The following is a 20,545-nucleotide window of genomic DNA, read 5'->3' on the forward strand; positions in this document are numbered from 1 at the left end:
CCGACTCGCCGGAATCGAACTGCCCGTTGCTTCAGCAACCGCCGTCTGCACGGCGAGAGCCTGACCAAATTCTTGGCATTCTCGACGAATTTCCTAAATTGCCAAGCTCCCACGTCTAATAACATAGAATTATTTCGCGGCGTTGTTACTTTCACTTACATCAACTCTGGTGACGAGATCGACGATGCGAGAGCCGGGACACTATCCATACGCGCCCTACACTGGTCGGCCGAAAATCACGTGGCCGGGCGGCAACCGCCTCGCGTTCTGGGTCGGTGCAAACATCGAGTTTTATGAGTGGGCTCCGCCGCCATCGAATACCCGGTCGGTGTGGTATCAGCCGGAACCCGACATCACGAACTACTCCCACCGCGATTATGGCAACCGGGTCGCGTTTGACCGAATGGCGGATGTCATGGCCGACCACGGCGTGCGCGGCAGCGTTTCGCTGAACGTCGCGCTCTGTGACCATCTGCCTGGCATTATCGACCGTTGCTGCGAGCTGGAGTGGGAACTGTTCTCGCACGGAATCTACAACACCCGGTACCTCTACGACATGACGGAGGACCAGCAGCGCGAGGTCATCCGCGACGCCCGCGACACCATCAAGCGGGCCTCGGGGCAAACACTCGATGGCTGGCTGTCGCCTGCGGTTTCCAACATCGAAACCACCCAGCACGTCCTGGCCGAAGAGGGGATCAAGTACACGCTCGATCTGATGCACGACGATCAGCCGACGCCGCTCAACGTTCGCGCGGGAAAGCTCATTTCGATACCCTATGCCATCGAATTGAACGACGTTCCTTTCTTTAACTTCCGCGGGCTGTCCACCTCCGAATACGTCACGGCCTGCAAGGCCCAGTGCGACCAGCTGCTGGAAGAGGGCGAGGAAAGCGGCACGGTAATGTGCTTGCCTCTGCATCCCTACGTCATCGCCCAACCCCACCGGATCGAGGCCTTCTCCGAGATCCTCGACTATATCTGTTCCAAGTCCGGTGTCTGGCTCGCCACGGGACGCGAGATCGCGGACCATTTCTTAGATCACCACGAAGCGTCGTTCCGGGACTGGCTCGGCATGGATCGGGGAGCCACGGCATGACGCTCGCCCGGACCTATCTCGACTACTCCAAGCGCAGGCCGGGTCTCGACCACGACCGCTTCGACTACCGCCGGCTTCTGCGCACCGACCTGCCTGCCACATGGCCCAATGGCAAGCTGCTCGCCCTGTCGATCTCGATCTATGTCGAATACTTCCCGATGGACATGCCCCGCGAGCCAATCCTGCCCCCCGGCGGCATGCAACGGCCCGGCACGTCGTTCTGGGACTACACGCTGCGCGATTACGGAAACCGGGTTGCGATTTTCCGGTTGATGAAAGCGCTCGGCAGCGCCGGTATGCGCGCCACGGCCGCCTTCAATTCCGAGGCCGCGCGCCGCTATCCGATGCTCGTGGAGGAGGCAAAGGCCCGCGGGTGGGAAGTCGCCGCCTGCGGGGTGGATATGGGCCAGTTGCACTATGGCGACATGGACGAAGCCCGCGAACGCGCCTTGATCGAGCAGTCGCGCCAAGTGCTGTGCGACCTGTCGGGCCAGCCCGTGCACGGCTGGTATTCACCTGGAAACACACAATCCAAAAACACCCAGAGGCTCGTGACCGAAGCGGGCTTCGAATACCTCTCGGACTGGGCGAACGACGATCTGGCCTATTGGCTGACGAGCAGTGCGGGCCGGATCGTGTCCATGCCGCTCAATCTCGAACTGTCGGACCGACGTTTTCTTTTCGAGCAGAACCAACCGCTCGACGAATGGGAGAGGCGGTCGATCATTGGCATCGCGTATCTTTGCCAGGAGGCCGAGAAACGCGGGATCAGGCAAACCTCGCTCAACCTCACGCCCTGGATCATTGCTCAACCCTATCGCATCGCGTCGCTCAAACGTGTTCTCGCCGCGATTGCGGCACGCGATGAAATCTGGGTCGCCACGACGGGCGAGATCGCCGCCGCATGGAAGGAATTCGGGGAATGACCGCGATGACGAACCCTCAGACAGACACCGCCACCCCAGCAACGCCGGACGTGCTCATATCGTCACGCCATCTGACCAAGATCTACCCCACCCGCGACGGTCGCGGGGTGCGGGCGCTCGACGACGTAAGTTTCGATGTGCGGGACGGCGAGTTCATCTCGATTGTCGGGCGCTCCGGCTGCGGCAAGTCCACATTGCTCAAGATCCTGTCGGGCCTGCTCGATCACACCCGAGGCGACATCACGCTGAACGGTCGGCCGATCGACGGTCCCGATCCGGACATCGGCGTCGTGTTCCAGTCGCCCACCCTTTTGCCATGGCTCACGATCACGCAGAATGTGCTGTTCCCCAACAAGATCCGCAGGAACATCACGCCGGCGGTGCGGGAACGGGCGCAAAGCCTGCTCGCGACTGTGGGGCTGGACGGCTTCGGCGACCGTTATCCGAAAGAACTGTCGGGCGGGATGCAGCAGCGTGCGGGGATCGTCAGGGCCCTGGTGCAGGATCCCGAACTCTTGCTCATGGACGAACCCTTCGGCGCCCTCGACGCGATGACGCGCGAGCAGATGAACCTCGAAGTCCTGCGCATCTGGGAGGAAAGCCGAAAGACGATCATTTTTGTCACCCACTCCATCGTCGAAAGCGTCTTCCTGTCGGATCGCGTCTTCGTCATGACGCCGCGCCCTGGGCGCCTGGCAGAGGTCGTGGACATCGACCTGCCCCGGCCCCGGACGCTCGACATGATCAACTCTGATGCTTTCGGGAGCTACTCAGGCTGGATCCGCAAGTTGCTCGAAGCAGAGGGAGATTTTTGAGGATGACCGATATGAGCGCCATCGATGCCTCCATGCCCAAAGACCCGGAACTCAAGCTGACGACGCCGTCGCGCAGGCGCGAACGCGCCATGTCGTTTGGGATTCTGCTTTCGATCCTGCTGATATGGACCGGGTTGACAAACTTCGGCTCAATCCCGGCCTACGTCATCCCGCCGCCGCAGAGCGTTTTCCAGTGGCTGATCGAAGGGTTCCGCGTGCCGCTCTCCGACGCGTCGAGCCTGTGGTACCATACCGGCGTCACGATGTGGGAAGCCTTCCTTGGTTTCGTCGTCGGCTCGGCCCTTGGAATCGCGATGGGCTTCGCGCTGGCCCATTGGCCCGTGGCCGAACGGGTGCTCTATCCCTACGTCGTCGCATTTCAGGCCCTACCCAAGGTCGCCATCGCACCGTTGCTGGTGGTCTGGTTCGGCTTCGGGCTGGACGCCAAGGTACTGATCGTCGTGGTTATGACCTTTTTCCCGCTGCTGGTGAACTCGATCGCCGGCTACCACGCGGTCGAGGAGGAGCGGATCGAACTGGCGCGCGTCTGCAATGCCAGCGAATTGCAAATCTTCCGGCACATCATCCTGCCCAGTTCAATGCCCTTCATCTTTGCGGGGTTGCACATGGCCGCCGTCATCTCGCTCCTCGCCGCAATCGTCGGCGAATTCGTGGGCGCTAAGGCGGGGCTGGGGTTGCTGCTTCTGCAATACAACAACTCGATGCAGATGGGCGGTGTTTTCGCCGTGCTGCTCATTCTTGGTGTTCTCGGCTTTTTGCTGAACTACGCGATGCAAAAGCTGGAAGCCTGGTTCAGCTACTGAGCCCGAACCGGAGTGCTGCCGCGCGCTCCTTCACAAACATCACTGAAAACAGGGTCTAAAATGGTAAAGCACACTCTAATTTCGCTGAGTCTTGCCGCAATCGGCGCGGCCTCTCCCCTCCTGGCTCAGGACACGGTCAACCTGATCTTCTCGCACCCCAACATGGCGCCGGGTGAAGAGGTCTTCATGTATGCGGTGCCCGAGAAAATGGGCTACTTCGCAGACGAAGGCATCACCGTGAATATGCAGGCCGCCTCGGGCGGGGCACAGGCCGCGCAAATCGTCATGAGCGGCGAGGGCGACCTGTCCACCACAATGGCCGAGGCCGTGCTGCAACTGCGCGAACAAGGCGCCGACCTGACCGCGATTTACGAACTCAAGCGCAACAACGGGTTCGCCGTTGGCATTCCGGCCGGCTCCGACATTTCTTCCCTCGAAGACCTTGTCGGCAAGACCATCGGCGTGCCTGTCGCCGGCGGCGGTCTGGCGATGATCATCGACGAGAGCTTCCGCAAGGCCGGGCTGGAACCGACCTACACCCCCGTGGTCATCGGCTCGGGCGCCCCCGCGGCGGCTGCCATCGAGAACGGCCGCGTCGATGCCGCGGTCCTCTGGGACGCGGCCTTCGGCGTGGTGGAGAACCAGGGGGTCGAGTTCAAGTATCTCGATCTGGGCGTTCAGGACGAACTTGCCGGGATGTCCCTGGTTGCGAGCCAGGACTTCATCACCGAGAACCGCGATCTCGCGCTGGCCTACTGCCGCGCGATGACCAAGGGCCTGGTCTTTACCCTCGCCAACAAGGAGGCCGCCATCGACATCATGTTCGACGTCTTCCCCACCACCAAGCCCGCCGGCATCTCTGAGGAGGAGGCCGTTCCGGCTCAGGTCAACATCCTCGACAAATGGCTGGCCTCGGCGCTCAAGAACCTGCCGGAGGGTCACGGCACCGGCGAAATTGACACCGCCCGGTGGACGGGCACGGCTGAGAAGTATGTCGCTGCGGGCATTCTCTCATCAGACGAGACCGAGGGCGCCTACGACACCTCGTTTTTCCGGGAATGCAACGACTTCGATCATGAAGCCATTGTGACCCAGGCAGACGCCTACGAAGGCTGACACCGATCCGGTAGCGGCCCCGGCCGCTACCCCCCATTCGTTCTCTCGGAAGACATATGACCCAGGCCATCGGCACAGCCACCGACACCATTGCCGCCATCCACGCCGGCACCTCGACCGTTGAAGCCTGGCATACCAGCTGTTTTGACCGGATCACGAAGCGAGAGCCGGAGGTCAGAGCATGGGCCTCGCTCCGTCAGGAAGGCGCCCTCTGCGAGGCCCGCGCGCTCGACCGCGCCAACCCGTCCACCAAGCCACTTGCCGGGATGCCTCTGGGTGTGAAGGACGTGATCCTAACCCGCGACCTCCCGACCGAATACAACTCACCTATCTACCAAGGCTTCGTCCCAAATATGGACGCGGCCTGTGTCGCCCTGCTTCGCGCAGCCGGCGCGATTCCAATCGGAAAGACCGAGACGGTCGAATTCGCGGCTGCCGTACGCCTCGCACCCACACACAACCCGCTGAACCTCGCCCATACGCCGGGCGGTTCCTCCTCGGGATCGGCCGCAGCGGTTGCTGACGGGCATGTGCCCGTCGCGCTCGGCACACAGACCGGCGGCTCGGTCATCCGGCCCGCTTCGTTCTGCGGGATTTGCGCGATCAAGCCGACGTGGAGCAGGATCAGCCGCGAAGGCATCAAGATGTACGCCCCCTCGCTCGACACCTTGGGATGGTTCGCCCGCTCGGTCGACGACCTCTCCCTTGTCTACGACAGTCTCGTCCCCGACCCGGCCCTGCCGCTTGACGCCCCAGAGCCCGGCCAGCTGCGCATCGCCATCTGTCACACCCCTTTCCCGGACTGCGCCGACCTGGCCACTCGGCGCGGCCTCGCCCGCGTGGGCGCTCTGCTTGAAGCTTGCGGCGTCAGCGTGTCTACGCTCGATCTGCCCCCTGAGTTCGACGGGATCGACGATAGTGCGCGCGTGGTGATGCGGGCCGAGGGGCGCGCGGCCTTCCTGCCGGAGTACCGCACGGACTATGCCGATCTAAACGATCATTTCCGGGCGTTGGTCGAAAACGTCGAGGGGATCGGCGACGACGACCTGCGCCGCGCCTACGATCATGCCGCCCAGTGCCGAGCACGGTTCGACATGATTGCTTCAGACTACGATGCGGTGCTGACCTATTCCGTTCCGGGCGAAGCGCCGCGCGGACTCAGCAACAATGGGAGCGCGGCGTTCAATAGTCTCTGGACCCTGCTGCACGTTCCCTGCGTCACCGTTCCGGTGATGCAGGGGACCTCGGGCCTTCCTGTGGGGCTGACCGTCACCGGCCCCCGCTTTGCGGACAGAGCGGTGATGGCGGTCGCCCGTGTCGTCCACGCAGCCGTCGCGGCGGAAGAACGCGAAGCGATCGTCGCGCTCTGAGAGATCTGGATTGGCCAGAAGGGGCGGTGCGGTGGGCACCTCAACCTGCGTTAACGTCCGGTCGAACCGGTCGACCTACGCACGGCGATCTTTGCTTGTCTTCGTGGCTCAACTGCCGTTGTCAAAAGGAAGAACCTGAATTCCATAACGCGCAGTCGCCGCGCCCGAGGCAAAGTCCTCCTTCAGAAATTCAACCAGCGCCAGCGCGCCCGTGGTGAGCGCCCGCTTTGCCGAAATCAGTCCGACCTCCACGAAGATGGGCGGCACGAATGGCCGCGCCACGATGCGCTCGTCTTCGACAACCTCGGACGAAAATGGGCTGATGATCGACACGCCCGCATCGGCGGCGACGAACCGTACGATCCCCTCCGGGGCGCCCGCCTCGAGCACCATGTCCCGCCGTACGGCCTGTTCGTCGAACACCGCATCAATCTCGAAACGGAGCGGCGTGCCACTCTCGAAGCTGATGAAGCGCAGGCCCTCGAAGTCGGTTGGTACGAGTTCGTATTTTTCTGCCAGGGGATGCCCAACCGGCAGGATCGCCACCGCCGGTTCGCAAGCAAGCGTTACGACATCGGCTGACAGGATCGGAATGGGCAGGGACGTAATGCCGATATCGCACAGGCCCATGGTCACGGCGTCGCCAATCTCGATCCTGCTCCGGGTTTCGAGCACGATGCTCATCTTGGGATGCGCCTTGGAGAAACGGGCCAGAGGCTCCGGCAACAGATCGTTGGCGTAATGGGACATCGCCGCGATACGCACGACACCAGCCTCCTTCCGGCGGATCGCATCCGCCCGGCGCCCCAGTTCCTCCGTCCCGGAAAACATCCGTTCCACGTCGGCCATAAAGATCTTGGCGTCGTCCGTGGGCACTACCCCGCCCTGCTGGCGGTTGAACAGCGTGAAGCCGATGCTTTCGGTCAGGCTGGTGATGAGACGGCTGATCGCAGGCTGAGAGATTCCGAGGATCTGAGCCGCTTTTTTCATGCTGCCGTAGGTCATCACCGCACGAAACGCTTCGATCTGTCGAATATGCAGTTTTCCCAATACGCTAGTCTCTCGCTGCTGCCCGCGTCGGCTCCGGTACTGGCGGACCCTACGCCGGGCCGGTCTGACTGCCAATATGTTGCGGTCCACGGCCCGGCCGGTTCATGATCAGGCCGCGGCCTTCCGAAGCGACTGAATGCACGTCAAAAGTTCGTCACGTCGATCGTGCACGTCCTCCGGACGCAGCACCTTGCAATCGAAGCCGAGCAGCTCCTGCATGGCACCGTGCGCTTTGTCGGTGAAGGTCACCGTGCCGTCGGCGGCCAGCGTTTCGATGCCGTCCGCCTTGCGCCCAACGTCGTAGATCGCTTCCGCATCGGCCATCGTCAGGCCGTTGGGAACGACCGGTTCCCAGCCGTTGGCGGTGAATCGGGCATCCATGCCTCCACCCAGACTCGCGGGGGAGCAGACATGCGTGATCACACTATCGCCCCGCAGCATCTTGACCGTGTTCTTAACAACTGAAGTCGCAGCGAACCGGGGGCGCTGGTAGGGATAGCGTTTGCGGATCTTCGGCAGAAAATCTTCCTGGGCAATAATCTCGTCCGTGACGTCCGAACTGTTCCAGAACGCGCGGAAGTAGAACATGCGATCATCCAGATCCGACAAGTCCGAGGGCGAATGCATAAACCACGAATGGTAGTGATGCGAGATCAGCCTCACGTCCACTTCGCGGGTCGGCGCGCTCAGACGGTCCGCGACTTCGAGGCGCAGGGTCGAGCACAGGTTCTCGGTATTGCCGGACCCGCACGACGGAGCGAGACCCATACCCTTCAGCACCGGATTCACCACATCGGGCAACGATAGCTGGATCACCTCACCCGGAGAGCCCGCCGCTCGCCAAGCCTCCATGAACTTGATCGGGAAAGACAGGAGCAGCGGAAGGAACGGCCCGATGCGGGCCTCGAAATTGACCCGCTTCCAGGTCTCCTTCGGCACGGAGTTGGCAAGAGTGTACCACGAAATGGGAATTGCCGCCTGAATTGAAACGTCGGGTGCGTATACTTCCAGAACCTCCTGGATCGCCCCGTCACGCGTCAGGTCGGTGACGACCGGGATCACCTCGACGCTTTCAAGCCGCATCTTCTCGGCCAGCATCATGCAGTCGTTCGCCTCGGTGCGCATCTTTTCTTCAGCGATGTCGACGAGAACCAACCGGGTCACGTCGGGCTGAAAAATCATGGTGCGCGCAATTTCGAGCCCGACCACTCCGGCGCTGCCGAAGATTGCCACTGTTGCCATTTCATTCTCCTGTTGTCGCTTCGGGCGCGGCACACAGGGGACGCGCCAAAATTACAAAAATACACTTAATATACACATGACTTAAGTCAATATTAAGTTGTAAGCGGCCATACAAACGCTCAGAGACCCGTCACAAAAACCGGGGTCCGTCTTTGGATTGGGCAGTTTGGGATGAGGTCGATGTGATGTCCGACTGGAGGCGCCTGGTACAGGCATGGTCCGTACCAGACGCCGGGGCAGAACGTTCATCTCGCCCGTTGAGACAATCGAACGCGTTCAGGAGTCGCGGATCCGTTCAGGAAAAGGGGCGAGTCAGCCGATGAACAACTCACCGTTCCCTGTCCAATGGGTTTGCGCTGATAGGAAGCGTCGCTGCAAATACCGTCAGCCGCGCAGAAACCTCGCCGATTTTGGGCCGTCATCCAGTCATTCAGCCCCAATCGGCTGTTTTCAGCACCAATGCGGCCGGTTTTTTCGTGCCTTAGCCGTCCGTCACGAGCACTTGGAATGGCCGCAGTTCATGCACGTCATGCAGCCTTCGACCATGCGCAAGTCGTACTGACCGCAGGCCGGGCAGGCCGGACCCCTGGGGCGCTCGCCGACCGCCATGCGCTCGGCCTCCGGGTCGGCTTTCAGCCCCAGACCCTCGCCGTCGATGAAGCCGATGGAGATCAGGTGCCGTTCGATCACCCCGCCGATGGCCGCCAGGATCGACGGCACGTACTTGCCCTGCATCCACGCGCCGCCACGTGGGTCGAACACCGCCTTGAGTTCCTCCACCACGAACGAGACGTCGCCGCCCCGCCGGAACACAGCCGAGATCATCCGGGTCAACGCGACCGTCCAGGCGAAGTGCTCCATGTTCTTGGAATTGATGAACACCTCGAAGGGGCGCCGGGTGCCGTTCAGCAGTATGTCGTTGATCGTGATGTAGATCGCGTGCTCGCTGTCGGGCCACTTCACCTTGTAGGTCGCGCCTTCCAGGGACTGCGGACGGTCGAGCGGTTCGGACAGGTAGACCACGTCACCATGGGGGGTGAGGGGTTCCGCTTCTCCCTTTACAACGATATCAGGTGCGGGCCCTCCATCGCCAAACAACAACCACTTGGCATCCACCCGTAGCGCTGATCCGATTTTCTCCGCGTGGCGCAATTGCAAATTCTTCTTTCCAGCCTCGAATTCGCTCACGTATGACTTGCTGTAGCCGACCAAGACCGCGAGATCCGTCTGCGTCAGCCCAGCAGCCTTACGGGCATCCCTAATACGATCGCCGATGGTTTTTTCCGGTTGATCGCTAACCGACAAAACCGACCCCGTCACAGCGTTCGGCCGATAGGTCGTGCAGCCCTTGCAGCCTGTCTCCCAGGCCTGCAGGTACACGTCCTTGAAGGCGTCGAAGGGAATGTCCTCCGGCACGTTGATCGTCTTTGAGATCGATGAATCCACCCATTGCTGCGCCGCCGCCTGCATCCGCACGTGGTCCGCCGGAGCGAGCGTCTGGGCATTCACGAAATGCTCCGGCAACTCCCGGTCCCCGAACGTCTCCCGCCAGAGCTGCACCGCGTAGTCGACCACCTCCTCCTCGGTCCGCGAGCCATCCTTCTGCAGCACCTTGCGGGTGTAGCTGTAAGCGAACACCGGCTCGATCCCCGAGGACACGTTCCCGGCGTAAAGGCTGATCGTGCCGGTCGGTGCAATGGAGGTCAGCAGCGCGTTGCGGATGCCGTGGGTGCGGATCGACTCGCGCACGTCCTCGTCCATGTGCTGGAGCGTGCCGCTCGCCAGGTACTTCTCGGCGTCGAAGAGCGGGAACGCCCCCTTCTCCCTCGCCAATTGCACCGACGCCATGTAGGCGGCGCGGGCAATCCGGTGCAACCAGCGCGAGGTCTGACGCGCCGCCTCCTCGGAGCCGTAGCGCAGCCCCACCATCAGCAGCGCGTCGGCCAGCCCCGTCACCCCCAGGCCGATCCGTCGCTTGGTGCGCGCCTCCTCCGCCTGCTGCGGCAGCGGGAAGCGGGACGTGTCGACGACGTTGTCCATCATCCGGACGGCGGTCGCGACCAAATCGTCCAGCGCCGCCTCGTCGACCTCTGCCGCATCTTCGAACGGCCGGTCCACCAGCCGCGCCAGGTTGATGGAGCCGAGCAGGCAGGCGCCATAGGGCGGTAGGGGCTGCTCGCCGCAGGGATTGGTGGCCGCGATGGTCTCGCAGTAGGCGAGGTTGTTCATCTGGTTGATGCGGTCGATGAAGATCACGCCCGGCTCGGCATAGTCGTAGGTTGCCTGCATGATCCGGTTCCACAGGTCCCGCGCCTCGACCGTGTGATAGACCTTGCCGTCGAACACCAGTTCCCACGGCCCGTCGGCCTTCACCGCATCCATGAAGGCGTCCGTGACCAGCACCGACATGTTGAACATCCGCAGCCGCGCCGGGTCCGACTTGGCGGTGATGAAGGCGTCGATGTCGGGGTGGTCGCAGCGCATGGTCGCCATCATCGCGCCCCGCCGGGAGCCGGCGGACATGATGGTGCGGCACATGGCGTCCCAGACGTCCATGAAGGAGAGCGGCCCGGAGGCGTCCGCCGCGACGCCCTTCACATCCGCCCCGCGCGGCCGGATGGTGGAGAAGTCGTAGCCGATACCGCCGCCCTGCTGCATGGTCAGCGCGGCCTCCTTCAGCATGTCGAAGATGCCGCCCATGCTGTCCGGAATAGTGCCCATGACGAAGCAGTTGAAGAGTGTCACCGCCCGGCCCGTTCCCGCGCCGGCCGTGATGCGGCCCGCCGGCAGGAACTTGAAATCCTCCAACGCGGCGTAGAACCGGTCTTCCCATACCGACGGGTCCGCCTCGCCCTCCGCCAGCGCGCGTGCGATCCGCCGCCAGCTGTCCTCGACGGTCAGGTCGAGCGGCGTGCCGTCGGACTGCTTCAGGCGATATTTCATGTCCCAGATGGACTCGGCGATGGGGGCGGCAAAGCGGGTCATGGCGGTCCTCGGTGTTCGCGGGCGTCGGCGTTCTCGGGCAGGAAGGCAGAATACCGGTCCGTCGCGGAATCCACAAGGATTTGCTCTACCACGAAAAGACCCTACGATATGTGGCCATACCCGTGGGGGATTCTTTGGAAACGTACGTCAATCTCGTGAAACTTTGCGTCGGCGCCGATTCGGTCGACGATCTGCGGACCTGGCAGGCGAGCGGGCGGGCGCACGGGTCCGACGGCTTGCCGCGCCACGTCACCCGTATGTGGCCACGTCGGGAGGCGGAATTGCTGAACGGCGGCTCGCTCTACTGGGTGTTCCGCGGTGTGATCCTCGCCCGTCAGCGGGTGGTGCGGCTGGACGAGGCGCTCGGCGAAGACGGGATTACGCGCTGCGCCATCGTGCTGGACCCGCAGATCCACCTGACGGAGTCCGCGCCGCGCCGCCCATTCCAGGGCTGGCGCTACCTCGCGCCGGGGGACGCGCCGCGCGACTTGCCCGAGGGCCGCGCCGGAGACGACGACCTGCCGCTCGACCTTCAGATGGCGCTCGCGGAGATCGGCGTCCGCTGACCGCGCTCTTCAACGCCCGGCGGTCTCGCCCAGCCGATCGGACAATGCATCGAACGCGGCCCGCGTCTCGGCGGTCCAGGCTGCCGACTTGGAGCGGAACAACGTCGCCTGGCTGCGGTGAATCAGCCCGTCGGACAGCAGCTTCAGGTGGTTGGCGCGCAGGGTGTCGCCGGTTGAGGTGATGTCCGCCACGGCCTCGGCCGTCAGGTTCTTGACCGTGCCCTCGGTCGCGCCCTGGCTGTCCACGAGCTGGTAGTCCGCCACGCCGGCACGGCGCAGGAACTCACGTACCAGCCGGTGATACTTGGTCGCGATCCGCAGGCGGTACCCGTGGGTTGCCCGAAAGGCGGCGGCGACGGCGTCAAGGTCCTCAAGCGTTTCCACGTCGACCCAGCACTTCGGCACGGCCACGATGAGATCGGCCTGCCCGAAGCCCATGCCGGCCAGTTCCTCCACGCGGTCACGCCATGCGGGGATGCGCTCCCGGACGAGGTCCGACCCCGTGACACCAAGATGAATGCGACCTGCGTTCAGTTCGCGCGGAATCTCCCCGGCCGAGAGGAGGACCAGATCCACGCCGTCGATCCCGCCCACCAGGCCGGCATATTCCCTGTCCGACCCCGCTCGTCGAACGTCGAGGCCGCGCGCGCCGAACCACGCGAATGTCTTTTCCATCAGCCGGCCCTTGGACGGCACCCCGAGTTTCAGGTTCATGCCGCGCCCTCCCCGGCCAGTTCGAGAGCCAGACCGGGACGGATCATCCCGCCCACCGCCGGCATCTCCCGGCCCTGCCCGAGCACCCGAGTCAGCGCGTCGTACCGGCCCCCAGACGCGACGGGCGGCAGATGCGGGCGCCTGTCCGCGAAGAAGCCGAAAACGAAGCCGTCGTAATATTCCATGGTCGTGCGGCCATAGCTCGCTTCGAACGAAACCGCATCCAGATCCACGCCGTGTCTCCGCATGACGGACAGGCGACGTTCGAGCCGGTGCAGGGCCGGGTCCAGCGCGGGCATGTCCACAGCGATATCGCGCAGCCGGGCGAGCGCGTTTGCTGGCGTCTCCCGAATGCTGAGCAGATCGTCGATCAGCGTGACCTGCGCCGTGGGCAGCGGCGCTTCCGCCGCATCCGCCCGCAGACGCTCCAGCCGGCCCGCAATCTCATCCGTTGTCCGAAGGCCGATCAACGGCCCACTGGCGGTGATCATCTCCACGGGTGTCAGCCGCGTCAGCCGCTTGAGGAGGTCAGCCCGCGCGGCCGGAACCGGCGTACGCCCGGAGTATCGGTCCAACAGAGCACGGAACCTGTGCGGCCGCCAGGCATGGCGCATCAGCGCCGCCTTCCGCACGGGACTGGCCTTCAGCCCTCCGACGGCCGCCGTAAGGAGGCCGAAATCGCCCATCGCCGCGCGCAATCCGAGCGGCGCGAGGGCATCCGCAAAGCGGGCGAAGACTTCAGCTTCCGCCTCCTCCGGATCCTCGGCGTCGAAGATCTCCAGCCCGACCTGGAAGTACTCGTTGGAGCGCCCCGGCTCGGCCACTTCCTGCCGGCGAAACACCTCGCCCGCGTAGGTGTAGCGCGCCGCCCCCTGACCGGAGGCCATGTGCATCTGCACGACCGGCACCGTGAAGTCCGGCCGCATCATCTGTTCGCCCTTCAGTGGGTCGGCGGTGACGTAGGCGCGGGCGCGGATATCCTCGCCGTACAAGTCCAGCAGCACCTCGGCGGGCTGAAGGATGTCTGGGTCGACGGCCCGCGCACCGGCGTCACAGAATATCGCCTGTAGCCGCGCGGCCTCGGCGCGGACCTGATCCTTGCTGGGTTGCACGGGCTCAGTCCCCCGCCCCGATCATCCGGGCGATCTCTGTCACAAGGTCGGCCCGCGGCACCTCGCGCTGCGCCGGTTGGCTCTTCCATTCCTCGAGGCTTGCGCTCTCGGCGATCTTGGCGCCAAGCACCAAATCCTTGACCTGCACCACGCCCCGCGCCGCCTCGTCCTCGCCCTCGATCACGGCGACCGGCGAATTGCGCTTGTCCGCGTACTTGAGCTGGTTGCCGAAATTCTTCGGGTTGCCGAGGTAGACCTCCGCCCGGATGCCCGCCTGCCGCAGTTCGCCGACCATCGCCTGGTACTCCGCCATACGGTTGCGGTCCATGACGGTCACGATCACCGGCCCTTTTGTGGTGCCGTCCAGCCGACCCTTGGCCCGCAACGCGGCCAGCAGCCGGTCGACACCGATCGAAATACCAGTTGCTGGCACGGCCTGCCCGGTGAACCGCTTCACGAGGTCGTCGTAGCGCCCACCACCGGCGACGGAGCCGAACTGCCGCGGGCGGCCCTTCTCATCAGTGATCTCGAACGTCAGCTCCGCCTCGAAGACGGGGCCGGTGTAATAGCCAAGGCCGCGCACGACTGACGGGTCGATCTCCGTCCGGTCCGCCGCGTACCCTTGCGCGGCAAGCAGGTCCCCGATCTGCTCCAATTCATCAACACCGGTGGCACCGATGTTGGAGCCGGAGACGACTTCGCGGAGGGTCCCGATCGTTGCACCGGCGTCCGCACCCTTGGCCTGCATGAAGGCCAGAACCGTGTCGGCCACGTCATTTCCAAGACCCACGCCGTCGATGAAGGCTCCGCTCTGGTCCTCCCGACCGGTTGTCAGTAGCTCCCGCACGCCGCCGGGACCAACCTTGTCGAACTTGTCGATGGTCCGAAGCACGGCGTCGGCGGTCTCACGATCCTCCGCCGGGTTTAGACCCACCGCTTCCAGCACCCCATTCAGCACCTTCCGGTTGTTGATCCGCACCAGGTAATCACCGCGCGGGATGCCAACCGCTTCCAGCGTATCGGCCAGCATGGCGCAGATCTCGGCATCCGCCGCCACGGAGGGCGCGCCGACTGTATCGGCATCACATTGGTAGAACTGTCGAAAGCGCCCCGGCCCCGGCTTCTCGTTGCGCCAGACCGGCCCCATGGCATAGCGTCGATAGGGGCTCGGCAGATCGTTGCGGAACTGCGCGGCCACACGGGCCAACGGCGCCGTAAGGTCATAGCGCAACGCAAGCCAGTCGCCTTCCTCCTCCCAAGCGAATACACCGGCGTTGGGCCGGTCCACGTCGGGCAGGTACTTCCCCAGGGCCTCCACCGTTTCGACTGCGGCGGTTTCCAGCGGATCGAAGCCGTAGAGATGGTAAACCTCGGCAATCCGAGCCAGCATCTCGTTGCGTTCTGCCACTTCCGCGCCGAAATAGTCGCGGAAGCCCTTGGGCGTTTCGGCCCGGGGGCGACGGGGCTTCTTGTCCTTGGCCATATTGGCGATCCTCGGGTAAGTCGTCGCGGCAGCGTCTAGCGGAAGGGGCAGTGGCCCGCAAGCGACACGGGGAAAAGGCGCAACGAAAGAAGGGGAAATCAATGGGCGTAGAGCGGATCGAAGAGGAACTGGCGCACCTGCGGGCGGCGACGGACGACCTGTCCGAGATCGTCGCCCGACAGGGTGCGGAGATCGAGCGACTGGTGCGGCAGGTGGAGCTACTGCTGCGCCGCGCCGCCGAGGAGGAGGCCGCGGGATCGGGCGGTGTCGTCCTCGGCGACGAACGCCCCCCGCATTACTGAAACGGGTGCAACGGCGCCTTCGCGCGAGCCGTGAAACATTTGCGAGAGCAACGCGTTATACCATCGAGCCGGTGACCAATTTCAACAGCCGCCGGCAGGAGAAGCGCGATGACACATGGTTATAGTACAAACGAGACGAATATTGGTGCCAGGCCCTCTTGCAACGCTCAAAGGCGGACGGACCGTGACGACGGCACGGCGGACGCATCCAGCGAGATACTTCGGAGGACGGTGGATCAGGTTCGCCGTAATTACACGAAGCTGCGCAGACTGCTTCGCGGGGCCGGACGACGTGAGGAGTACGCCCGCAGGGCCGTAGACCGGGCCTTCAGGGACGTCGCTCGCGGCCTATCCGAACTTGGGGAGTCGAATGCGACCCCCGCCCCCGCTTCGACACGGGTGCCCGGAGTCCCGCCAACCGACGCGCCATACTGGCACGTGAAACGGGACATGGCCTCGTAAGCGGGCGGCCAACTATGCTGCACGGCTGATGCCAACGCCTGCCATCGTCACGGGAACCGCCTGTGCGCTCTAGCCCAGGCGGCACCCCGATCAACTCACGCGGTCGCCAACTCGCCCGCCAATGCTTTTTCGATCAGCGCGACGGTCTCGTCAGTTCCGTAGAGCGCGATGAAGCCACCGAAACGCGGGCCCTGGCTCGCGCCGAGCAGCACTTCGTAGAGGGCCTTGAACCAATCCCGCAGCGGCTCGAACCCGTGCGCCTTACCCACGGCGAACACCGCGCTTTGCAACGTTTCCGCATCGAGACCACCGTCCCACGTGCGAAGTTGCGCCGCGAGGTCCTCCAGCGCCAGGCGCTCCTTTTCGTCCGGCGCGCGGAAGGTCTTCGTCGGCTTCACGAAGTCATTGTAATAGCGCACCGCGAAGCCTGCAGCCTGATCGAGTTGCGGATTGGCCTCCGGCGTCGCGTCCGGCGCATACCGCCGGATAAAGCCCCAAAGAGCCTCCTTGTCCTCCGCCCCGGCGACGGACGCCAGATTCAGAAGCATGGAAAAGCTCACCACCATATCTGACGCCGGCACATCGCCGGTGTGGATGTGGTAGACCGGGTTCGAGAGTTTGCCCTTGGCATCCTGGTCGACGTAGGCGCGGAGCTGCTGGTGGTACTCGTCCATCGCCTTCGGGATCACGTCGAAATGGAGCCGCTTCGCCGTCTTTGGTTTGAGGAACATGAAGTAGCTGAGCGACTCGGTGGAGGCATAGGTCAGCCACTCGTCGATCGAGATCCCGTTGCCAGAGGATTTGGAGATCTTCTGCCCTTTGTCGTCGAGGAACAGCTCATAGGTGAAATGCTCCGGCGCCTTCTCGCCAAGGATTTCGCAGATCCGGTCATAGATCGGCGTGTTGGTTGAATGGTCCTTGCCGTACATCTCGAAATCGACACCGAGCGCCGCCCAGCGGGCCCCGAAATCGGGCTTCCACTGCAGCTTCACGTTGCCGCCGGTGACAGGCAGCGTCCACTCGCGGCCGTCCTCGTCGTCGAACGTAACCGTACCCTCCGACGCATCGACGGACTTGATCGGCACATAAAGAACCCGGCCCGTCTCCGGGTGGATGGGCAGGAAGATCGAGTAGGTCTGCTGCCGCTCCTCGCGCAGCGACTTCAACATGACCTTCATCACGTCGTCATACCGCTCGGCCGCGCGCAAAAGCACCTCGTCGAACTGGCCGGACTTGTAGAACTCCGTGGCGGAGTAGAATTCGTAGTCGAACCCGAAGGTGTCGAGGAACCGCCGCAGCATGGCGTTGTTGTGATCGCCGAAGCTCTCGAATTCCCCGAACGGGTCCGGAACGGAGGTCAGCGGTTTCTGCAAATGCTCGCGCAGCATCTCCTGGTTGGGCACGTTGCCCGGCACCTTGCGCATCCCGTCCATGTCGTCGGAGAAACAGATGAGCCGGGTGGGAATGTCGGAGATCACCTCGAAGGCGCGCCGGATCATCGTCGTGCGGAGGACCTCGCCGAAGGTGCCGATATGGGGCAGGCCGGAGGGGCCATAGCCCGTCTCGAACAGCACATAGCCCTTTTCCGGCGGCGCTTTCTCGTACCGTTTCAGCACTCGGCGCGCCTCTTCAAAGGGCCAGGCCTTGGAGGTCATCGCTGCGTCGCGCAATTCGGACATGAGAGGGTCTTTCCTGTCTTTGCGCGACCCCATGCCGCGCGTTACGTCCGGGCATCCGGCCCGACCGGGCCCACTCCCTATTGCTAGGCGGAGCCTGCGTCAATAAATCAGCAACCAGCAACGACCGCCACGGAGCATTGAATGTCCCCCGATCCGAAAACGCTTTCGCCGCAGGATGTGCTCGCCGCCCTCATGATCGCCACCTCGGTCAGCGACGAAAACATCCGAACGTCCGAACTCGTCACCATCGAGCGGATCGTCAATCACCTGCCGGTCTTCGCCGACTACGACCCGGTCCACATCCCCGACGTGGCGAAGCTCGTCTTCGATATGTTCGAGGACGAGGACGGGATCGATGCCCTTATGGGGCTCGCCCGGGACACCCTGCCCCAGCAACTCCACGAGACGGCCTATGCGCTCTGCTGCGACGTTGCCGCGGCGGATGGCCGGTTGAGCGATGCGGAATTGAGGCTGCTGGAGGAAATCCGGCACGAGCTCAATATTTCCCGCCTCCACGCCGCCGCCATCGAACAGGGCGCCCGTGCCCGGCACATGACGGCGTAGCGCCCGCCCCTCACGCGGGCCTGTCGTGAACCGTGACCCAACGGTCGATCAGACGGAGTTGCAGGATACGCGCGCGCGCCAGCCAACTGCTCAGCCCCTCCGGCCGTTCCCGCTGCTCCACCGGAATGGCGTCCCGCCGGGCGGGGTCGGCGACAAAGGTGGCGAAGGCGAGCTTTCTTCCTCCGGGCAGCGTGACGTAACCCGCCAAGGCGCTTACGAAATTCAGCGTGCCGGTCTTGGCTTTGATTCTCGCAGGATAGGAGTCGATTGGGCGCCCGGCCGAGTCCTTCATCCGAATGGGCTTCAGCAACGGCTCCAGGTCGTGACGCGGGCCAAGTTCCACCAGGCTGCGGACCATGTCCGTCGCCGTGATGCGGCTCTGCCCGCCAAGCCCGGAATGATCCACCATGGCCACGCGCGGGCTTCCGATCCCCGTCTCCAGCCAGGTGCCCATTCGGGCTGCTGAGTCCGCCAGCGTAGTCGGCACCGGGCCGCGGGCAGCTGAGGCGGCCAGGCCCACGGCCTCGGCGGTGACGTTGGTGGAATACTTCAGCATCTCGTACAGCAAGTCCCGCAGATCCGCGCTTTCGACACGCGCGAGTTCCGCCCCTTCCGGCAGTTCAGCCACCCGCCGCGCCGCGTCGAGACGGATGCCCTGCGCACCGGCCAGTGTCTGGAACACCTCCGCCGTGTAAGCGGTGGGCTTGCGAACCGGGAGCCAGCGGCTGCCGTTCTTGCCCAGTGCGCCGCTTGCGACGGTCCACAGGTCGGCCTCGCCACCATCCTCGTACGTGTAGATTGGATAGCGGCGCTTCGCGACGGACATGCGCGCGACGTGCACATCGGGGCGATAGTTGTCCGTCCGGGCGTCCATGGCCGTGGTCCAGCCAGACCCGTTGCGGCGCCATTCGAAATGGACCCGGTTGAAGTTCAGGTTCAGCCCCGAGATCGCCGGATTGTACCCCACCTGCACTGGCTGCTCCGGATCGATCGCCGTCAGGTTGGGCAGCGCGCCGTCCCAGGCAAGGAAGTCGCCCTCGACGGAGGTCACGCCCGCCTCCTTCAATCCGTCCGCGAGTTCGGCAAGGCGCCGCGTATCCAACGTCGGGTCGCCGGAGCCCGCGAGAACCAGATCGCCCTTCAGAACGCCGTCCTCCACCGGTCCGGTGGCGAGCAGCCTCGTCGCGAAGCGGTGCGTTGGACCGAGTGCGTCAAGTGCGTAAAGGGAGGTCAGGGCCTTGGCGGTGCTCGCCGGCGGCTGTGGCAACAGCGGCTTCATCACCTCCAGAACCTCGCCGGTTTCGGCATCCGCGACGACGAACGCGACCTTGGTCGCACCGAGCCGCGCGCGCTCCACCAGGTATTCCGGCGACGGCGCCATCCGGGCGCCTGCCCCGCCGGGCCGTGGGGCCGGGCGAAGCGACCGGCCCGGCGGTGCTGCCAACGCGACGTCGGCACCGGCCGACAGCAGACCGGCCAGCACCCAGCGGCGCATCTTTGAACGAGGCATCTCCTCCATGGACCCGACGTAACCGGAGGCCACTGACCCCCGCAAGCGCGCAATCGAGCGCTTCACCGCATTGTCAGGGGGCGTGGCGCACCGGTATCGCATCCTCCCGCCGCGCCCCGTCACCAGTGCCCACTCGCCCGGATCTCGGAGGACGAGATGTCGAGCATCGGGACGTTGACGAAACACCACGCCGGCGGGGTCGCGCGGGCCAGCATATGCGACTCCCGCGCCGGCAGCCTCCACCGTTCATACCGTGCGGCAGCCTTGGACATCCGCGCCGGCATTCTCCCGTCTGGACGCGCCAGCACCCCGACGGGCACCATCTCCATGATCTGTTCCCACCGATCCCACTTGTGGAACTGCGCCAGGTTGTCGGCGCCCATGAGCCAGACGAAGCGCGTACGTGGATAGAGCCTCCGCAGGCGTTCGATCGTCTCCGCGGTGAACCGCGTGCCAATGCGCGCCTCAACATCGGTGACGTCTACGGACGGGTGATGGACGAGCGCCCGCGCAGCAGCGAGCCGGCGTTCCATCGGCGCAGGTCCCTCCGCCTTGAGCGGATTTCCGGGGCTGACCAGCCACCACACCCGGTCGAGCGAAAAGCGCTTCAGCGCCTCCCGCGTGATGTGGACATGTCCGGCGTGGGGGGGATTGAACGAGCCTCCCAGCAAGCCGATGGCCTGCCCATCCACCGCATGGGGCAATTCATATCTCACGGACTGGTTG

General features: G+C 64.2%; 18 protein-coding genes. 9 read left to right on the forward strand and 9 right to left on the reverse strand.

What is annotated here, in order from left to right:
- The first annotated feature begins 184 nt into the window (after positions 1 to 184).
- The 6 genes from BM075_RS12575 to BM075_RS12600 are packed head-to-tail and all read left to right on the forward strand — an operon-like array spanning position 185 to position 6,150.
- On the forward strand, positions 185 to 1,099 hold the full coding sequence (locus BM075_RS12575) for a polysaccharide deacetylase family protein (protein ID WP_093361046.1): 915 nt from the start codon (positions 185 to 187) through the stop codon (positions 1,097 to 1,099).
- The gene (locus BM075_RS12580; RefSeq protein ID WP_093361047.1) at positions 1,096 to 2,025 is read left to right on the forward strand and encodes a polysaccharide deacetylase family protein; all 930 of its coding nucleotides are present in this window, start codon (positions 1,096 to 1,098) and stop codon (positions 2,023 to 2,025) included. Before BM075_RS12575 ends, BM075_RS12580 begins: the two co-directional genes overlap by 4 nt.
- Positions 2,022 to 2,840: an ABC transporter ATP-binding protein gene (locus BM075_RS12585; protein WP_245758834.1), complete on the forward strand. Its 819-nt coding sequence runs from the start codon at positions 2,022 to 2,024 to the stop codon at positions 2,838 to 2,840. The genes BM075_RS12580 and BM075_RS12585 overlap by 4 nt, the downstream gene beginning before the upstream one ends.
- A gap of 2 nt (positions 2,841 to 2,842) precedes the next feature.
- The gene (locus tag BM075_RS12590; RefSeq protein ID WP_093361048.1) at positions 2,843 to 3,664 is read left to right on the forward strand and encodes an ABC transporter permease; all 822 of its coding nucleotides are present in this window, start codon (positions 2,843 to 2,845) and stop codon (positions 3,662 to 3,664) included.
- A gap of 60 nt (positions 3,665 to 3,724) precedes the next feature.
- Positions 3,725 to 4,780 (forward strand): ABC transporter substrate-binding protein, encoded by a 1,056-nt coding sequence (locus tag BM075_RS12595; protein WP_093361049.1) that lies wholly within the window; start codon positions 3,725 to 3,727, stop codon positions 4,778 to 4,780.
- A gap of 56 nt (positions 4,781 to 4,836) precedes the next feature.
- Entirely contained in the window at positions 4,837 to 6,150 is a 1,314-nt protein-coding gene (locus BM075_RS12600) for an amidase (protein ID WP_093361050.1), read from the forward strand.
- A 108-nt stretch (positions 6,151 to 6,258) separates the two neighbouring features.
- On the opposite strand, the gene BM075_RS12605 is transcribed toward BM075_RS12600, so the two are convergent.
- From BM075_RS12605 to BM075_RS12615, 3 genes are all read right to left on the reverse strand, one after another.
- On the reverse strand, positions 6,259 to 7,200 hold the full coding sequence (locus BM075_RS12605; protein WP_093361051.1) for a LysR family transcriptional regulator: 942 nt from the start codon (positions 7,198 to 7,200) through the stop codon (positions 6,259 to 6,261).
- 108 nt (positions 7,201 to 7,308) lie between these two features.
- Entirely contained in the window at positions 7,309 to 8,442 is a 1,134-nt protein-coding gene (locus BM075_RS12610) for a Rossmann-fold NAD(P)-binding domain-containing protein (RefSeq protein WP_093361052.1), read from the reverse strand.
- Between the two features lie 492 nt (positions 8,443 to 8,934).
- Positions 8,935 to 11,427: an adenosylcobalamin-dependent ribonucleoside-diphosphate reductase gene (locus BM075_RS12615; RefSeq protein ID WP_093361053.1), complete on the reverse strand. Its 2,493-nt coding sequence runs from the start codon at positions 11,425 to 11,427 to the stop codon at positions 8,935 to 8,937.
- A 134-nt stretch (positions 11,428 to 11,561) separates the two neighbouring features.
- On the opposite strand from BM075_RS12615, the gene BM075_RS12620 reads away from it, so the two are divergent.
- Positions 11,562 to 11,993, forward strand: a complete 432-nt coding sequence (locus tag BM075_RS12620; RefSeq protein ID WP_093361189.1) for a DUF1489 family protein — start codon at positions 11,562 to 11,564, stop codon at positions 11,991 to 11,993.
- A gap of 9 nt (positions 11,994 to 12,002) precedes the next feature.
- Here BM075_RS12620 and hisG read toward each other — a convergent pair whose 3' ends face one another.
- The 3 genes from hisG to hisS are packed head-to-tail and all read right to left on the reverse strand — an operon-like array spanning position 12,003 to position 15,302.
- The gene (gene hisG / locus BM075_RS12625; RefSeq protein ID WP_093361054.1) at positions 12,003 to 12,707 is read right to left on the reverse strand and encodes an ATP phosphoribosyltransferase; all 705 of its coding nucleotides are present in this window, start codon (positions 12,705 to 12,707) and stop codon (positions 12,003 to 12,005) included.
- Complete coding sequence (locus BM075_RS12630; RefSeq protein ID WP_093361055.1) at positions 12,704 to 13,819, reverse strand: ATP phosphoribosyltransferase regulatory subunit; 1,116 nt, start codon at positions 13,817 to 13,819, stop codon at positions 12,704 to 12,706. The genes hisG and BM075_RS12630 overlap by 4 nt, the downstream gene beginning before the upstream one ends.
- Before the next feature lie 4 nt (positions 13,820 to 13,823).
- A complete protein-coding gene (gene hisS / locus BM075_RS12635; RefSeq protein ID WP_093361056.1) occupies positions 13,824 to 15,302 on the reverse strand; it encodes a histidine--tRNA ligase in 1,479 nt (492 codons plus the stop codon).
- A 50-nt stretch (positions 15,303 to 15,352) separates the two neighbouring features.
- Between hisS and BM075_RS12640 the strand changes: the two genes are divergently transcribed.
- Complete coding sequence (locus BM075_RS12640; RefSeq protein WP_342741248.1) at positions 15,353 to 15,604, forward strand: SlyX family protein; 252 nt, start codon at positions 15,353 to 15,355, stop codon at positions 15,602 to 15,604.
- A gap of 557 nt (positions 15,605 to 16,161) precedes the next feature.
- Here BM075_RS12640 and BM075_RS12645 read toward each other — a convergent pair.
- Positions 16,162 to 17,745 carry a lysine--tRNA ligase gene (locus BM075_RS12645; RefSeq protein WP_093361058.1) on the reverse strand — a complete coding sequence of 528 codons (1,584 nt, stop codon included), beginning with the start codon at positions 17,743 to 17,745 and terminating at the stop codon, positions 16,162 to 16,164.
- 141 nt (positions 17,746 to 17,886) lie between these two features.
- Between BM075_RS12645 and BM075_RS12650 the strand changes: the two genes are divergently transcribed.
- Positions 17,887 to 18,309 (forward strand): tellurite resistance TerB family protein, encoded by a 423-nt coding sequence (locus tag BM075_RS12650; protein ID WP_093361059.1) that lies wholly within the window; start codon positions 17,887 to 17,889, stop codon positions 18,307 to 18,309.
- 10 nt (positions 18,310 to 18,319) lie between these two features.
- Here the strand turns inward: BM075_RS12650 and dacB are convergent, their stop codons facing one another.
- The gene (gene dacB, locus BM075_RS12655) at positions 18,320 to 19,804 is read right to left on the reverse strand and encodes a D-alanyl-D-alanine carboxypeptidase/D-alanyl-D-alanine endopeptidase (RefSeq protein WP_245758835.1); all 1,485 of its coding nucleotides are present in this window, start codon (positions 19,802 to 19,804) and stop codon (positions 18,320 to 18,322) included.
- Positions 19,805 to 19,938: 134 nt separating this feature from the next.
- Positions 19,939 to 20,535: a nicotinate-nucleotide adenylyltransferase gene (locus BM075_RS12660; protein WP_093361191.1), complete on the reverse strand. Its 597-nt coding sequence runs from the start codon at positions 20,533 to 20,535 to the stop codon at positions 19,939 to 19,941.
- Between the last annotated feature and the right edge of the window lie 10 nt (positions 20,536 to 20,545).

The organism is Tropicimonas isoalkanivorans (assembly GCF_900112335.1).
Lineage (GTDB): Bacteria > Pseudomonadota > Alphaproteobacteria > Rhodobacterales > Rhodobacteraceae > Tropicimonas > Tropicimonas isoalkanivorans.

What these genes read in the sequence shown, in the direction of transcription:
- BM075_RS12575 (WP_093361046.1), top strand. Translation starts at nt 185, where the DNA reads ATGCGAGAGCCGGGACACTATCCATACGCGCCCTACACTGGTCGGCCG.
- BM075_RS12580 (WP_093361047.1), top strand. Translation starts at nt 1,096, where the DNA reads ATGACGCTCGCCCGGACCTATCTCGACTACTCCAAGCGCAGGCCGGGT.
- BM075_RS12585 (WP_245758834.1), top strand. Translation starts at nt 2,022, where the DNA reads ATGACCGCGATGACGAACCCTCAGACAGACACCGCCACCCCAGCAACG.
- BM075_RS12590 (WP_093361048.1), top strand. Translation starts at nt 2,843, where the DNA reads ATGACCGATATGAGCGCCATCGATGCCTCCATGCCCAAAGACCCGGAA.
- BM075_RS12595 (WP_093361049.1), top strand. Translation starts at nt 3,725, where the DNA reads ATGGTAAAGCACACTCTAATTTCGCTGAGTCTTGCCGCAATCGGCGCG.
- BM075_RS12600 (WP_093361050.1), top strand. Translation starts at nt 4,837, where the DNA reads ATGACCCAGGCCATCGGCACAGCCACCGACACCATTGCCGCCATCCAC.
- BM075_RS12610 (WP_093361052.1), bottom strand. Translation starts at nt 8,442, where the DNA reads ATGGCAACAGTGGCAATCTTCGGCAGCGCCGGAGTGGTCGGGCTCGAA.
- BM075_RS12615 (WP_093361053.1), bottom strand. Translation starts at nt 11,427, where the DNA reads ATGACCCGCTTTGCCGCCCCCATCGCCGAGTCCATCTGGGACATGAAA.
- hisG (WP_093361054.1), bottom strand. Translation starts at nt 12,707, where the DNA reads ATGAACCTGAAACTCGGGGTGCCGTCCAAGGGCCGGCTGATGGAAAAG.
- hisS (WP_093361056.1), bottom strand. Translation starts at nt 15,302, where the DNA reads ATGGCCAAGGACAAGAAGCCCCGTCGCCCCCGGGCCGAAACGCCCAAG.
- BM075_RS12645 (WP_093361058.1), bottom strand. Translation starts at nt 17,745, where the DNA reads ATGTCCGAATTGCGCGACGCAGCGATGACCTCCAAGGCCTGGCCCTTT.
- BM075_RS12650 (WP_093361059.1), top strand. Translation starts at nt 17,887, where the DNA reads ATGTCCCCCGATCCGAAAACGCTTTCGCCGCAGGATGTGCTCGCCGCC.
- dacB (WP_245758835.1), bottom strand. Translation starts at nt 19,804, where the DNA reads ATGCGCCGCTGGGTGCTGGCCGGTCTGCTGTCGGCCGGTGCCGACGTC.